The following is a 14,344-nucleotide window of genomic DNA, read 5'->3' as shown; positions in this document are numbered from 1 at the left end:
ATGTTGAGTACGCCCGGCGGCAGCAGGTCGCCGATCAGCTCGACCAGCACGCTGATGCCCAGCGGAGTCTGCTCGGCGGGCTTGAGCACCACGCAGTTGCCTGCGGCCAGGGCCGGGGCGAGTTTCCAGGCGGCCATCAGGATCGGGAAGTTCCACGGGATGATCTGCCCGACCACACCCAGCGGCTCGTGGATGTGGTAGGCCACGGTGCTTTCGTTGATTTCCGCGGCGCCGCCTTCCTGGGCGCGGATGCAGCCGGCGAAGTAGCGGAAGTGATCGACCGCCAGCGGGATGTCGGCATTGAGGGTTTCGCGAATCGGCTTGCCGTTGTCCCAGGTTTCGGCGATGGCCAGCACTTCGAGGTTCTGCTCGATACGGTCGGCGATCTTCAGCAGCACGTTGGAGCGGTCCTGTACCGAGGTGCGGCCCCAGGCGTCGGCGGCGGCGTGGGCAGCATCCAAGGCCTTGTCGATGTCTTCGGCAGTGGAGCGGGGGAACTCGGCAATCAGCTTGCCGTTCACCGGAGAGGTGTTTTCGAAGTATTGCCCTTTGACCGGAGCCACGAACTCGCCGCCGATGTAGTTGCCATAGCGGCTCTTGAAGGAAACCTTGGCGCCCTCGGTGCCGGGATGTGCGTAACGCATGGTATCTCTCCTTGGCTTTTGTGTTTGTTGGGGAGTTGGAAAGCGTAGAGCAAAGGCTGGGCCAGCGTTTTTGCTATCAGTAAAATCAAGGGCTTGGCGTGTTCTTGCGGCATTCGCGAGGGGTGTGCGTGTCAGTTCTGGTACGCAGGGCGTGACACTTTGTACCGTTTATGTCACGCAGGCCTAGGTGGCGTTGCAAAGCGCTCCTGGGTGGAGGATGCTGGTTGCACGCTCTCTCTGCGCAGGCCAATAACAAATGCAGAACAGCCACCTCAGCCGTCATGCCCACCAGGTTCTGACTGTCGCCCGCAGCCAGGCCGATGGGTCAGGCCACGACCCCTCCATCGCCCGTTCCTGGTTGCGTTGCCTTGAGGACTATCACCTGGACCCTTCGCGTACCCAGGCGCCTGTCGTGCTGGAGCACGGCCGCCTGCTGGAAAGCCGCGAACGGCTGCACCAGGTGTTGCAGGTCGCCGATGACGAAATGAACAGCCTGCACCGACAGCTCCATGGGGCTGGCCACGCTGTGCTGCTGACCGACGCGCGTGGGGTGATCCTCAATTGCGTCACCGCGCCCAGCGAGCGGCGTATCTTCGAGCGCGCCGGGCTGTGGCTGGGCGCCGACTGGAGCGAAGCCCGCGAAGGCACCAACGGCATCGGCACCTGCCTGGTCGAGCGCCAGGCCCTGACCATTCACCAGGGCGAGCACTTTCGCGGTCGGCATACCGGGCTGACCTGCTCGGCCAGCCCGGTGTTCGATCCCCACGGCGACCTGCTGGCGGTGCTCGACGTGTCGTCGGCGCGCCCGGACGTCTCGCGCCAGAGCCAGTTCCACACCATGGCCCTGGTGAACCTGTCAGCCAAGCTGATCGAGAGCTGCTACTTCATTCGGCATTTCCAGCACCAATGGTTGCTGCGCTTTCATGTGCAGGCCGAGTCGGTGGGGCAGTTCAGCGAAGGGCTGCTGGCCTTCGACGGCGATGGCTGCATCCGCGCGCTCAACCAGGGCGCGATGAACCTGCTGGGCTGTGCCCGCGATGTTGTGCTGGGTAAGCCGGTGGAACAGTTCTTCGCGTGCAGTCGTGACGAATTGTTCAGCCGAGCCACGCCCCAGGGCAGCGCGGTCTGGCCGCTGCACACCCAAGAGGGCCGCCCGCTGTTCGCCAGCCTGCGTGGGCAGGCGCGTACGACACTGTGGTCGCAGGCTCGACGCTTGCCGCCAGTGGGCATCTGCCTGCTCGACCCGGCGTTGCAGAACGATTTCAACCGTGCGGTGCGGGTGTATGAGCGTGACGTGCCGTTGCTGCTGCGTGGCGAGACCGGCTGTGGCAAGGAAGCCTTCGCCCAGGCCGTGCACCAGGCCAGTGGTCGGCGCGGCAAGCCGTTCGTGGCGATCAACTGTGCGTCGATTCCGGAGAGCCTTATAGAAAGCGAGCTCTTCGGCTATCGCGGCGGCAGCTTCACGGGTGCACGCAAGGAGGGGATGCGCGGCAAGCTGTTGCAGGCCGACGGCGGCACCTTGCTGCTGGACGAAATCGGCGACATGCCGCTGGCCTTGCAGACCCGCTTGCTGCGGGTGTTGGAGGAACGCCAGGTGGTGCCCATCGGTGGCGAGCCGCAGGCGGTGGATTTACGCATCATCAGCGCCACTCATCGCGATCTGGCTCAGCGGGTGGCGCAGGGTTCGTTCCGCGAGGACCTGTACTACCGGCTCAATGGCCTGGAGGTAGCGCTGCCGTCGCTGCGCGAGCGCAGCGACAAGGCACAGTTGCTGGATTGGCTGCTGCTTCAGGAGGCCGAAGGTCAGGCCATCCGTTTCGACCCCGCCGCTCGCCAGACGCTGCTGGATTTCACCTGGCCGGGAAATGTGCGGCAGATGCGCAATGTGCTGCGCACCCTGGTGGCGCTGTGCGACGGCCAGGTCATCGAGTTGACAGACCTGCCCGCAAGCTTTGTGGGAGCAGCCTTGCGTCGCGAAAGGGCTGCGCAGCAGCCCCAAAATCCTGAAGGTGACGCTGACACCGCTGGGGCCGCTGCGCAGCCCTTTCGCGACGCAAGGCCGCTCCTACAGGCTGAGCGCCAGGCGTTGTTGAGTTTGCTGGAGGCGAAACGCTGGCACCTCACCCATGTCGCCGAGCACCTGGGCATCAGTCGCAATACCTTGTACCGAAAATTGCGCAAGCACGGCATCGCCAGGGCTGTTTGAGCAAAACATCGGGGTGCGATTTCCCTCGCCCTAGGCTACCCTGCCTCGACGTTTTGCGAGGTCGATCATGCACATTCATATTCTCGGTATTTGCGGCACTTTCATGGGCTCGCTGGCGGTGCTCGCCAAGGAGCTCGGGCATCGCGTCACCGGTTCCGACGCCAACGTCTACCCCCCCATGAGCACCCAGCTCGAAGCCCAGGGCATCGAGCTGACCCAGGGCTATGACCCGGCCCAACTGGAGCCTGCGCCTGACCTGGTGGTAATCGGCAACGCCATGTCGCGGGGCAACCCGGCGGTGGAGTACGTGCTGAACAAGGGGCTGCCCTACGTTTCCGGCCCGCAGTGGCTGGCCGACCACGTGCTGCAAGGGCGCTGGGTGCTGGCAGTGGCGGGTACCCACGGCAAGACCACTACCAGCAGCATGCTCGCCTGGGTACTGGAGCACGCTGGCATGAGCCCGGGCTTCTTGATCGGCGGCGTGCCGCAGAACTTCTCGGTGTCGGCGCGCCTGGGCGGCACGCCGTTCTTCGTGGTGGAGGCCGATGAATACGATAGCGCCTTCTTCGACAAGCGCTCGAAGTTCGTGCACTACCACCCACGTACCGCGATCCTCAACAACCTTGAGTTCGATCATGCGGACATCTTCCCAGACCTGGCAGCCATCGAGCGGCAGTTCCACCATCTGGTGCGTACTATCCCGAGCGAAGGCCTGGTGATCCACCCGACCACCGAGCAGGCCCTGGAGCGGGTCATCGGCATGGGCTGCTGGACCCCGGTGCAGACCACCGGCGAAGGCGGACAGTGGCAGGCGCGCCTGCTCAGCGCCGACGGCTCGCGTTTCGAGGTGGTGTTCGAGGGAGAAGTGCAAGGCGTGGTGGACTGGTCGCTGACGGGTCAGCATAACGTCGCCAATGCCTTGGCCACCTTGGCCGCCGCCCGTCACGTGGGTGTGGTGCCGGCCATGGCCATCGAAGGCCTGAGCGCCTTCAAGAGCGTCAAGCGGCGTATGGAAACGGTCGCTGAAGTTCAGGGCGTGACCATCTACGACGACTTCGCTCACCATCCTACCGCTATCGCCACCACCCTCGACGGCCTGCGCAAGCGCGTGGGCGAGGCGCCGGTGATCGCGATCATCGAGCCGCGCTCCAATTCCATGAAGCTGGGCGCCCACCGCGATGGCCTGCCGGAAAGCGTCAACGATGCCGATCAGGTGATCTGGTATGCCCCGGCCAACCTGGGCTGGGACCTGGCCGCCACGGCGGCACAGTGCAAGGTGCCCTCGGTGGTAGCCGACAGCCTCGAGGCGATCATTGCGCGGGTCAAGGGCCAGGCGCGCCCCGGCACGCATGTGGTGATCATGAGCAACGGCGGCTTCGGCGGCCTGCACGGCAAGCTGGCCGAGGCCCTGAAGTGAGCGGGCCGGAGCGCATTACCCTGGCCATGACCGGCGCCTCGGGCGCGCAATATGGCCTGCGCCTGCTCGACTGCCTGGTGCGCGAGGACCGCGAGGTGCATTTCTTGATCTCCAAGGCCGCGCAACTGGTAATGGCCACCGAAACCGACGTGGTGCTGCCCGCCAAGCCCCAGGCCATGCAGGCCTTCCTTACCGAGTACACCGGGGCTGCCGACGGGCAGATCCGCGTGTATGGCAAGGAAGACTGGATGTCGCCGGTAGCCTCAGGCTCCGGTGCGCCAGCGGCGATGGTAGTGGTGCCGTGCTCCACGGGCACGCTCTCGGCGATCGCCACCGGGGCCTGCAACAACCTGATCGAACGGGCGGCCGACGTTACCCTCAAGGAGCGTCGCCAGTTGATTCTGGTGCCTCGCGAGGCACCGTTCTCGACCATCCACCTGGAGAACATGCTCAAGCTCTCGCAGATGGGCGCGGTGATCCTGCCGGCGGCGCCGGGGTTCTACCACCAGCCGCAGACCATCGATGACCTGGTGGATTTCGTCGTGGCGCGCATTCTCAACCTGCTGAACATTCCCCAGGACATGCTGCCGCGCTGGGGTGAGCATCACGTTGGGGGTGAGGATTGAGGCGGTCGTTATCCGCCTTGCTGGCGCTGGGGCTGCTCAGTGGCTGTGCGACGGTGCGTACGCTGGATGCCGCCAAGCCGGGAGCGCCGGTGGTGTATGCCGGTACGCGGCTGAACCTGTATGTGATGAATGGCGGGTGTTGCCCGCAAGATCGCTTCGGTGCCGAGGCGCCGGCCTATCCTGGGCTGGACCTGCCGGGCAGTGCATTGCTCGATACGCTGTTGCTGCCGCTGTCGGCGATGACGGCGTTGGGGGTGGGGTTCAACGCTACAGGTGGTCTCTAGGCCTCTTCGCGGGTTTACCCGCGAAGAGGCCCTGCCAGTCGCTAAATCACTTCCTGCCGAGCTTACGCAGCTCATCCGACTCGACCACCCGCACCCCGTCCTCTTCCTCCAGCGCCAAACGCCACAGCGCCCGTGCCAGGGTGCACACCTCGATCCCCCGGTACTTACCCGGCATCAGCCGTGAGAAGGGCGCGGCGATGCGCTCGCCCAGGCGCGGCTCCATGCGCTCGCCCAGCAGCAGCGAAGGACGCACGATGGTCAGTTGCGGCCAGTCCTGGGCCTTCAGGGCCTCTTCCATCTCACCCTTGACCCGGTTGTAGAAAATCGACGACTTGGGGTCGGCACCGATCGCGCTGATCACCAGCAAGTGCCGCGCGCCGAGTTCCCGCGCGCGCTTGCTGAACGCAACCACCATGTCCAGGTCGACCGAGCGAAAGGCGTGCTCGGAGCCGGCTTTCTTGATCGTCGTGCCCAGGCAGCAGAACGCGATATCGACGCGGCCGGCCAGTTGCGGGAGAAACACCGCCGGTTCGCCTACCGGGTTTTCCAGGTGCGGATGTTCGGCCAGAGGGCGGCGGGTGGGCGCCAGGACCCGGCTGATGGTGGGTTCGCTGAGCAGGCGGTCGAGCAGGTGTTCACCCGTCAGGCCTGTAGCGCCGGCAAGCAGGACATGCTGAGGCGTCAGATACATGGTGTTTCTCCCTCGTTACAGCTCAGCTTAGCGGGTCCCAGGCTGTTTCGCCTGTCCGCCCTGGGCTGGCTGGGCCTCATTGCGCAAGGCTTCCTCGGCCTGTTGCTGGCGCAGTCGCTGCCAGTGCTTCAACACCCTTGGCGGCGCCCACATCTGCGGTTCGGAGGCCTCGAAACCTTCCCTTCGTTCCCGTTCGGCAACGCTGGCGCGCGCCAGTTCAAACGCTTGTGCCAGGTCATCGGTCTGGTTCAGCGCCTGGGCGAAAAGCGCGTCGCCGAAGTAGGTGAAGTCGGCCTCTTCCGTGCAGCCAAAGGACACACGGTCCGGGCGAGCGGCGGTCATGACCAGGGTGCGCTCGTCCTTCAGCGGGGCAATGTAGCCACCGGAATAACACGCGGAGATGACAACTACCTTGTCGCGGTGCTTCAGCGGCTCGAGCGCGCTGGCCAGTTCGTTGGCTGGCAGGTCGGCCAGTTGCAGGCGCGGCTGGTCGAGCACCAGCTGGTGGTCATGGCTGCCATGGCTGGTGAGGTAGATGAACACGATGTCTTCCGGGTCGCTGCGCTCGGCCAGGGTCTGGGCGGCGCGCGTGAGGTTCTCGCGGGTGGCCATGGGGCGGTCGGTCAGGTGGTCGCGGTGGTTCACCAAGGTCACCTGGCCATGGGCACCGAAGCGCACCTTGAGCATGTTGCTGACGTAGTCGGCCTCGCGCAGGAACACGCTCTGCTGGCCGTCGCCGGCCACGACCAGGCTGTACAGCTGGATAGGGGGGGCTGAGTGTGGGACCTTGGCCAGCGCGGCGTCCAGCAACTTGCCCTGGTTGAGCAGGGCAAGGTCCAGAGGGTCGGGGAGCAGCCTGCCTTTGTCGTCGCGCACGCGCACGCCGTTGATCCAGTAGCCACCTTCGACCCGGCCATTGGCCTGGGTCAGGCGCCCGGGCCCCTGGTAGGCGTCGTTGGCAAAGGCGCCGATGTACTGGCTGCCGTCGGCCAGGTGCAGGAGACCCTGGCCTTCGAAGCGCCAATCCTTGAAGCCGCCTTTGTAGCGGCTGCCGTCGCTGCCGAGCAACTCTCCCTGGCCGCTGAGCGAACCGTCCTTGAACTCGCCGATCCACACGTCGCCATCGATGTTTTCATAGCGGCCACGGCCTTCCAGGCGGTTGTCCTTGAACTCACCGATGTACTGCTCGCCGTCGACACTGTCGTAGGTGCCAGCCCCCTGCAATTGGCCGTCGCTGAAGTGGCCGCTGAAGCGGTTGCCGCTGGCATCGCTGCGTACCCCGGCGCCGTTGGGTTTGCCCTTGACGAACTGGCCCTGGTAGCGGCTGCCGTCAGCCAGCTGCAATTCGCCGGCGCCTTCGTACTGGTCTTCCTTGAACTGGCCGCGGTAGGTCTGGTCGTGCTGCTTGAGAGTGCCTTCGCCGTCGCGTCGGCCATGCTTGAAGGTGCCGGCGTAGTGGCTGCCGGGGGTGGTCAGCTCACCCAGGCCCTCGAACAGGCCCTGGGCGAACAGGCCCCGGTAGACTTCACCATTGCTGCCATGCCATTCGCCCTGGCCATGCCACTGGCCGTTCTGGAAGGTGCCGGCGTACCAGCTGCCGTTGGGGTAGTCGATGCGTCCCTCGCCTTGCAGCAGGCCGTCGACCACCTGGCCACGGTAGCGACCGCCGTCCGGCAGGCGGGCATCCGGTGGCGACAGCGGTTCGCCATCGCCGCAGGCGGCGAGCAGCAGGGTCAGGGCGAGGGGCAGCAGGTGGCGCATAGTGGAATCCGGGCACAGAGACTTGCCGAGTATGCCGCAGATCAGGCAGGTGAGACAGCTGTAGCAGGGGCGCACAGGGCACCCCTGTCAGGCTTCAGACGAAGCAGAGCGAAAGCGGCTCGGCGATGTAGGCGGGCTTCTCTTCGCCTTCGATCTCCAGGGTAGCGGTGACCTTGAGCAGCCACTGGCCGGGTTTCTTCTCGGTGGCATCGGTCAGCTCGACCTTCAGCCGCACGCGGCTGTCGACCTTGACCGGCTGGATGAAGCGCACGCTGTCCAGGCCATAGTTGACCGCCATCTTCAGGCCTTCAGGCAGGACCAGGATGTCCTCCATCAATTTGGGAATCAGCGACAGGCTGAGGAAACCATGAGCGATGGTGGTACCAAACGGGGTTTTCGCCGCTTTTACCGGGTCCACGTGGATGAACTGGAAATCGCCGGTGGCTTCGGCGAACAGGTTGATGCGCTCTTGATCGATCTTCAGCCATTCGGAACGTCCCAGTTCCTTTCCAACGTACTGCGAAAGCTCTGCAACAGGTACATAGGGCATCGCGACTCTCCAGGTTGTCATTTGGTACGAATGTGCAAGATCAGCACGCCCTGCCGTTGCGGTCAAGTTGTTCGCTTTTCGGCGAATATCGGCCTATAGGCGCGGGGCGAGTGCTTATAATGGCGCCGATGCCGTGAGGAGGTGCTTATGCTGTTGCGTGGTTTGACCTGGCTGGTGCTATTCCAACTGCTGGGAACGGCGATCAATCATCTGTTGCTGCCCATCCTGCCGGGGCCGATCATCGGCCTGCTGCTGTTGCTCGCCTTCCTGATGGTGCGCGGCGAAGTCGGCAAACCGCTGAACGAGGCCGCCAGCAGCCTGCTGCGCTACCTGCCGTTGTTGCTGGTGCCGCCGGCCGTCGGGGTGATGGTGTATGCCAGCGATATCGCGACGGACTTCTGGGCCATCGTCGGTGCACTGGTGGTTTCCTGCCTGGTCACACTGGTGTTTGTCGGGGTGTTGATGCAGAAGCTGATCCACCGCCAGGGTAATCGTGAGGAACAGCCATGACCCTCGACTGGCAGGGTGCGCTGGATGCGGTCATCCACCACCCGCTGTTCGGCATCGGCGTCACCCTGGGGGCCTACCAGCTGGTGCTGGCCGCCTACGAGCGCAGCCGCTGGATCTTCCTGCAACCGGTGCTGGTATCAATGCTGGTGGTGATCGGCGTGCTGGTACTGTGCGGCATCGACTACAGCGAGTACCGGCGCAGCACGGAAATTCTCAACATCCTCCTGGGCCCCGCCACCGTTGCCCTGGCGGTGCCGCTGTACCTCAACCTTCGGCGCATCCGGCAACTGTTCTGGCCCATCTTTACTACGCTGGTTATCGGAGGCCTGTTCGCTACCGTGGCGTGCCTGGCATTGGGCTGGTGGTTCGGTGCCGAACACATGATCCTGATGACCATGGCGCCGAAGTCGGTGACCTCGCCCATCGCCATGCTAGTAGCCGAGCAGATCGGCGGTGTGGCGGCCCTGGCGGCGGTGTTCGTGCTGATCACGGGGGTGATCGGTGCCATCTTCGGCCCTGGGCTGCTGACCCTGTGCAAGGTGCTCAGCCCCGAGGCGCGCGGCATGTCGCTAGGCTTGACGGCGCATGCGGTGGGCACTTCGGTGGCTTTGCAGGAAAGTGATGAATGCGGCGCCTTCGCCGCGCTGGCGATGAGCCTGATGGGAGTGGCCACGGCGGTGTTCCTGCCGTTGGCGGTCAGCCTGGTGGCTTGAGGATTCGAGATGACGCTACCGCTGTTTCCACTCAATACCGTGTTGTTCCCCGGCTGCCTGCTCGACTTGCAGATCTTCGAGGCGCGCTACCTGGACATGATTGGTCGCTGCATGAAGCAGGGCGAGGGTTTCGGTGTTGTGTGCATCGTTGACGGCGAGCAGGTGGGCAAGGCGCCGCAGAGCGTGGCCACGTTGGGCTGCGAGGCGTTGATCCGCGATTTCGTGCAGCAGGACAACGGCCTGTTGGGCATTCGTGTGGAAGGGGTGCGGCGCTTTCGAGTGGCGAGCACCGAGGTGCGCAAGGACCAGCTTCTGCTGGGAGAGGTGCACTGGCTGCCGGACCTGCCGGACAGCCCGTTGGCCGAGGACGACGATGACCTATTGGCGCTGTTGATGGCGCTGGGTGAGCACCCGATGGTCGAGGCCCTGGACATGCCCCGCGACGTGGATGGGCGGCAGTCGTTGGCCAACCAGTTGGCCTACCTGCTGCCGTTCATGGAGGAAGACAAGCTCGACCTGCTGGCGATCGACTCGCCGCAGTTGCGGCTGGAGGCGATCCAGGCGTTGCTGGAGCGGATTCAGGGCGAGTTGTTCGCCTGAAGAAGTTTGTTGTTTCATGCCTCTTCGCGGGTAAACCCGCGAAGAGGCCGGTAGCGTCAACCTCAATATTGGTAGCGCAACACCGCGTCTGGCAGCGCATACAGCGCAAAGAACGCCAGCATCGCGATGCACGCTGGCAGCACCAGCCACCACACCCGCTGTGGCAAAGCGCTTAGCGTCAGACGATGCTGCGCCGCCGTCAGGCTGATGGCGCACACGCAGCAGGCCAGCAGGGCCCCCGCGAGGATATCGGTCGGCCAGTGCACCCCCAGGTACACCCGCGACAGCGCGATCGACAGCGCTGGCAAGACCCCCAGCACCACCCAGGTCAGGCGCATGCGCGGCGGCTGGCTGCGCCCAGCCAGTACGGCCAGCACCAGGAAGAAGGCGAACGACGCCGAGCTGTGTCCGCTGGGCATGCTGTAGGTGGTCAGTGGGTCGCTCAGCACCTCCGGTCGAGCGCGCGCGAACAGCCACTTCAATGTGCCATTGGCGAGTGCCGTGCCTATCAGGGCGCCACCGGCGAACAGGGCGTGGCGCCACTGCCGGGCCAGCAATAGCAGGCCGGTAAGCAGGCCGCCGAGGAACAGCTGGGTATTGAAGTCGCCCAGGCGGGTGACCACCACCATCACGCTGTCGACTGCCTGGCTGCGGTGTTCCTGCACCAGGGTCATCACCCCCTGGTCGAACTCGTGCAAATAAGGCCAGCCGAGGAACAGCGCCACCAAGGCCACCAGGCTCAGCGCTGCGATCAGCCGGGTGCCGTGGCGTTGGTCACGCAGGCTGCTGCTCAGGCTCAGGCCGACCAGCACTGCCAAGGTGCCGGCGATGATCCCTGCATCCAGCCAGAACCCTTCGGGCAGCGGCAGGCGCATGGCCGCGCCGGTGGCCCAGCCCGGCAGCAGGTAGGCCACCGACCAGCCGGCACCGGCCACCAGGCTGACAGCGATGAAGCGCGGCAGCGGCATGTCGAGCATGCCCGCGACCATCGGCAGCATGGGCCGCAGCGGGCCGATGAAGCGGCCTACCAACAGGCTGGCGATGCCATAGCGGTGGAAGTAGGTCTCGGCACTGCCGACCCACTCCGGGTGGTCGCGCAGCAGCGGCAGGCGACGGATGTTCTGGTGGAAATACTTGCCAATACCGTAGGAAAGCGCGTCACCCAGCATGCCGCCCATGAAGCCCAGCAGCAGCGTTTCACCCAGGGTGAAGGCACCGCTACCGGCCAGCACGCCGACGGCGAACAGCAGCACGGTACCCGGCACGATCACGCCAGCAATAGCCAGGCATTCGATGCAGGCCACCAGGAAAATTGCCAGGCCAAGCCACTGGGGGTTGGCGCCGAGCCAGCCGGTCAGGCTGTCGAGCCATTGGCTCATCGTTCAGCTTCCTTGTTCAAGTATGAAGAAATCTCGCCCTTCGACCTGGCCCCGACGCAGCGGGTTCCGGGTACAGAAGCGGGCGAATTCGGCGTCGACGAAGCGGTACGGCAGGTGCTCGTCGCGGCCATGGGGAATGCCCAGGCGGGGGCACTGGATGACCCTGGGTACGGCGATGGCGCAGTCTTCGACATACAGGCGTTCGGGGTCGAAACGCTTGGCGTCCCAGTGCGGCACCTTCAAGCCCAGGGCCCGGCACAGCAGGGTCTGGCCGGCGCACAGGCGTTCGGCCGGGCGCAGCTGGCCGCTGGCATCGGGGTTGTTCAGTTGCATCTGTGCCAGGCTGTTGCCGTCGGACAGCGCGTCCACCCACGGGTAGGCAGACTTGATCAGCACGGCATTGCCGGGGCCTTGTGCGCTGAAGTTCAGGGAGTCGCCGCCGCGTGCGTAGTACATGTAGATGTGCCCGCCGTCGAGGAACAGGGCCTTGCGCTTTTCGGTATAGCCCAGCGAGGCATGGCTGCCTTTTTCGCTGAGGTAATAGGCCTCGGTTTCGATGATGCGCGCGGCCAGCCACAGGTTGCCATGGCGATGGCGAATGACCTTGCCCAGCAGGTCGCGTGCGAGGGCTTGGGCATCGCGGTCGAAGAAGCTGTCGGGCAGGGCGCGGGCCGGGCAGGGGGCTGGGGCGTGCATGCAGGCGTTTCGTGGCAATGAGGGCGGCGATCATAGCAATTAATTGCTTAATCGAGACTGAACTGTGGTAAGCCATGGCGGGCCATTTCACTGGCTTGGCGACCGCTGCGGACACGGCGCGGTGCCTGGGGCGCGGGCTTATCCTGCGATTGGGATGGCATTGATCTAGGAAGTTTCCGATAAGCCCAGTTACATCTTTCCTGCATACAGCCCACAGCCAATCTCTACCATCCGCCACCCGCCGCTGGGCGTATACCAGCGCGGCAGTTATAATCAGCCGATTTCCCCTTTGCTAAGACACCGAGCCCATGACTGAGTCCGTTCTTGACTACATGACCCGCCTGGGTCGCGCCGCCCGTGAGGCCTCGCGCGTCATCGGTCGTGCCAGCACTGCGCAGAAGAACCGCGCCTTGCAGGCCGCTGCCGACGCGCTGGATGCCGCACGTGCGGAGCTTACCGCTGCCAACGAACGTGACCTGGCCGCTGGCCGGGCCAATGGCCTGGAACCTGCGCTGCTCGACCGCCTGGCCCTCACCCCGGCGCGCATCGACGGCATGATCACCGGCCTGCGCCAAGTGGCCAGCTTGCCAGACCCGGTCGGCGCCATTCGTGACATGAGCTACCGCCCGTCGGGCATCCAGGTCGGCAAGATGCGTGTACCGCTGGGTGTCATTGGCATCATCTACGAGTCGCGCCCGAACGTGACCATCGACGCTGCCAGCCTGTGCCTGAAGTCGGGTAATGCCACCATCCTGCGTGGCGGCTCCGAAGCCATTCATTCCAACCGCGCCATCGCCACCTGCATCCAGCGTGGCCTGGCCGAGGCCGGCTTGCCGGCTGCCGTGGTGCAAGTGGTCGAGACCACCGACCGCGAGGCCGTGGGCGCGCTGATCAGCATGCCCGAGTTCGTCGATGTCATCGTTCCGCGTGGCGGCCGTGGCCTGATCGAGCGCATCAGCCGTGACGCCCGGGTGCCGGTGATCAAGCACCTCGATGGCATTTGCCACGTCTATGTCGCCGAGCATGCCGAGCTGGAAAAGGCCACGCGCATCGCCTTCAACGCCAAGACCTACCGCTACGGTATTTGTGGCGCCATGGAGACGCTGTTGGTCGATGCCAGCGTGGCCCAGGCGTTCCTGCCGCCGATGGCCCGCCGCTTCCAGGAGAAGGGCGTAGAGCTGCGCGGTTGCGAACGTACCCAGGCGATCATCGAGGCCAAGGCAGCCACTGAAGACGACTGGCACACCGAGTACCTCGACGCGATCCTGTCGATTCGCATCGTCGATGGCCTGGACCAGGCCATCGAGCACATCAACCACTACGGCTCGCACCACACCGACGCGATCGTCACCGAGCACCAGGGCCAGGCCCGGCGCTTCATGGCGGAAGTCGACTCGGCGTCGGTCATGCTCAACACCCCGACCTGCTTCGCCGATGGCTTCGAGTATGGCCTGGGTGCAGAGATCGGCATTTCCACCGACAAGCTGCACGCCCGCGGCCCGGTCGGCCTGGAAGGCTTGACCTGCGAGAAGTACGTGGTCATCGGCGATGGCCAGTTGCGCGGCCAGGAGTCCTGCTGAGTTGAGCAAGGCCCAGGCAGTCCGGCGCGTCGGCATCCTAGGCGGTACCTTCGACCCCGTGCACATCGGCCACCTGCGCAGCGCGCTGGAAGTCGCCGAGTTCATGGGGCTGGACGACCTGCGTCTGCTGCCCAACGCCCGGCCGCCGCACCGCGAAGCGCCCCAGGTGGCCGCGCCGCAGCGTTTGGCCATGGTACGTGGCGCGGTGGCGGGTGTTGCGCCGCTGAGCGTAGATGCCCGTGAGCTGGCGCGCGACAAACCGTCGTATACCATCGACACGCTGGAGTCGATCCGTGCCGAACTGGGTACTGACGACCAGCTGTTCCTGGTGCTGGGTTGGGACGCGTTCTGCGGCCTGCCCGGCTGGCATCGCTGGGAAGAGCTGTTGCAACACTGTCATATCCTGGTGCTGCAGCGCCCGGATGCCGACGTTGAACCCCCTGACGAGCTGCGCAACCTGCTGGCTGCGCGCTCACAGAGCGATCCCACCGCCATGTCCGGCCCGGCGGGGAACATTTCGTTCGTCTGGCAGACCCCGCTTGCGGTGTCTGCTACACAGATCCGACAGCTGCTGGCCAGCGGCAAGTCGGTGCGGTTCCTGGTGCCGGACGCAGTACTGGCCTACATCGAGGCGCACGGCCTGTACCGTGCGTCGAACTGAGGGCGCCACGGGGCGCCTCATTCAAA

At 65.0% G+C, this 14,344-nt stretch carries 15 protein-coding genes; 9 read left to right on the top strand and 6 right to left on the bottom strand.

What is annotated here, in order from left to right; genetic code table 11:
• Positions 1-644 (bottom strand): aldehyde dehydrogenase family protein (locus ACQKPE_RS18825; protein WP_427668133.1); only part of this gene is annotated, 644 nt, incomplete at its 3' end.
• Positions 645-900: 256 nt separating this feature from the next.
• Here ACQKPE_RS18825 and ACQKPE_RS18820 point away from each other — a divergent pair.
• The 4 genes from ACQKPE_RS18820 to ACQKPE_RS18805 all read left to right on the top strand — a co-directional run bounded on the left by ACQKPE_RS18820 (position 901) and on the right by ACQKPE_RS18805 (position 5,177).
• The gene (locus ACQKPE_RS18820) at positions 901-2,850 is read left to right on the top strand and encodes a sigma-54-dependent Fis family transcriptional regulator (RefSeq protein ID WP_427668132.1); all 1,950 of its coding nucleotides are present in this window, start codon (positions 901-903) and stop codon (positions 2,848-2,850) included.
• A 67-nt stretch (positions 2,851-2,917) separates the two neighbouring features.
• Positions 2,918-4,267: a UDP-N-acetylmuramate:L-alanyl-gamma-D-glutamyl-meso-diaminopimelate ligase gene (gene mpl, locus ACQKPE_RS18815; protein WP_427668131.1), complete on the top strand. Its 1,350-nt coding sequence runs from the start codon at positions 2,918-2,920 to the stop codon at positions 4,265-4,267.
• The gene (gene ubiX / locus ACQKPE_RS18810; RefSeq protein WP_427668130.1) at positions 4,264-4,893 is read left to right on the top strand and encodes a flavin prenyltransferase UbiX; all 630 of its coding nucleotides are present in this window, start codon (positions 4,264-4,266) and stop codon (positions 4,891-4,893) included. The genes mpl and ubiX overlap by 4 nt, the downstream gene beginning before the upstream one ends.
• Positions 4,890-5,177 (top strand): YceK/YidQ family lipoprotein, encoded by a 288-nt coding sequence (locus ACQKPE_RS18805; RefSeq protein ID WP_427668129.1) that lies wholly within the window; start codon positions 4,890-4,892, stop codon positions 5,175-5,177. Before ubiX ends, ACQKPE_RS18805 begins: the two co-directional genes overlap by 4 nt.
• A 46-nt stretch (positions 5,178-5,223) precedes the next feature.
• Here the strand turns inward: ACQKPE_RS18805 and ACQKPE_RS18800 are convergent, their stop codons facing one another.
• From ACQKPE_RS18800 to ACQKPE_RS18790, 3 genes are all read right to left on the bottom strand, one after another.
• Positions 5,224-5,868 carry an oxidoreductase gene (locus tag ACQKPE_RS18800; protein ID WP_427668128.1) on the bottom strand — a complete coding sequence of 215 codons (645 nt, stop codon included), beginning with the start codon at positions 5,866-5,868 and terminating at the stop codon, positions 5,224-5,226.
• A 27-nt stretch (positions 5,869-5,895) separates the two neighbouring features.
• On the bottom strand, positions 5,896-7,629 hold the full coding sequence (locus tag ACQKPE_RS18795) for a C13 family peptidase (RefSeq protein ID WP_427668127.1): 1,734 nt from the start codon (positions 7,627-7,629) through the stop codon (positions 5,896-5,898).
• A 94-nt stretch (positions 7,630-7,723) separates the two neighbouring features.
• Entirely contained in the window at positions 7,724-8,179 is a 456-nt protein-coding gene (locus ACQKPE_RS18790) for a MaoC family dehydratase (protein ID WP_427668126.1), read from the bottom strand.
• A 147-nt stretch (positions 8,180-8,326) separates the two neighbouring features.
• Here ACQKPE_RS18790 and ACQKPE_RS18785 point away from each other — a divergent pair, with 147 nt between their 5' ends.
• Genes ACQKPE_RS18785 through ACQKPE_RS18775 form a run of 3 tightly spaced genes read left to right on the top strand, consistent with a single transcriptional unit; the run spans position 8,327 to position 10,002 of the window.
• A complete protein-coding gene (locus ACQKPE_RS18785; protein ID WP_427668125.1) occupies positions 8,327-8,689 on the top strand; it encodes a CidA/LrgA family protein in 363 nt (120 codons plus the stop codon).
• Positions 8,686-9,402 carry an LrgB family protein gene (locus tag ACQKPE_RS18780; protein WP_427668124.1) on the top strand — a complete coding sequence of 239 codons (717 nt, stop codon included), beginning with the start codon at positions 8,686-8,688 and terminating at the stop codon, positions 9,400-9,402. The genes ACQKPE_RS18785 and ACQKPE_RS18780 overlap by 4 nt, the downstream gene beginning before the upstream one ends.
• 9 nt (positions 9,403-9,411) lie before the next feature.
• Positions 9,412-10,002, top strand: a complete 591-nt coding sequence (locus ACQKPE_RS18775; RefSeq protein WP_427668123.1) for an LON peptidase substrate-binding domain-containing protein — start codon at positions 9,412-9,414, stop codon at positions 10,000-10,002.
• Positions 10,003-10,064: 62 nt separating this feature from the next.
• Here ACQKPE_RS18775 and ACQKPE_RS18770 read toward each other — a convergent pair whose 3' ends face one another.
• Positions 10,065-11,381, bottom strand: coding sequence for a bifunctional DedA family/phosphatase PAP2 family protein (locus ACQKPE_RS18770; protein ID WP_427668122.1), 1,317 nt, complete (start codon positions 11,379-11,381; stop codon positions 10,065-10,067).
• Between the two features lie 3 nt (positions 11,382-11,384).
• A complete protein-coding gene (locus tag ACQKPE_RS18765) occupies positions 11,385-12,077 on the bottom strand; it encodes a DNA-3-methyladenine glycosylase (protein ID WP_427668121.1) in 693 nt (230 codons plus the stop codon).
• A gap of 308 nt (positions 12,078-12,385) precedes the next feature.
• On the opposite strand from ACQKPE_RS18765, the gene ACQKPE_RS18760 reads away from it, so the two are divergent.
• Entirely contained in the window at positions 12,386-13,657 is a 1,272-nt protein-coding gene (locus tag ACQKPE_RS18760) for a glutamate-5-semialdehyde dehydrogenase (protein WP_427668120.1), read from the top strand.
• The gene (nadD, locus tag ACQKPE_RS18755) at positions 13,626-14,318 is read left to right on the top strand and encodes a nicotinate-nucleotide adenylyltransferase (protein ID WP_427668119.1); all 693 of its coding nucleotides are present in this window, start codon (positions 13,626-13,628) and stop codon (positions 14,316-14,318) included. The genes ACQKPE_RS18760 and nadD overlap by 32 nt, the downstream gene beginning before the upstream one ends.
• Positions 14,319-14,344 lie beyond the last annotated feature (26 nt).

The sequence above is a fragment of the Pseudomonas sp. NPDC089554 genome, from assembly GCF_050280645.1.
Classification (GTDB): Bacteria; Pseudomonadota; Gammaproteobacteria; order Pseudomonadales; family Pseudomonadaceae; genus Aquipseudomonas.
The sequence above is the reverse complement of the archived record's forward strand: the minus strand, read 5'-3'. Positions and strand labels throughout refer to the sequence as shown.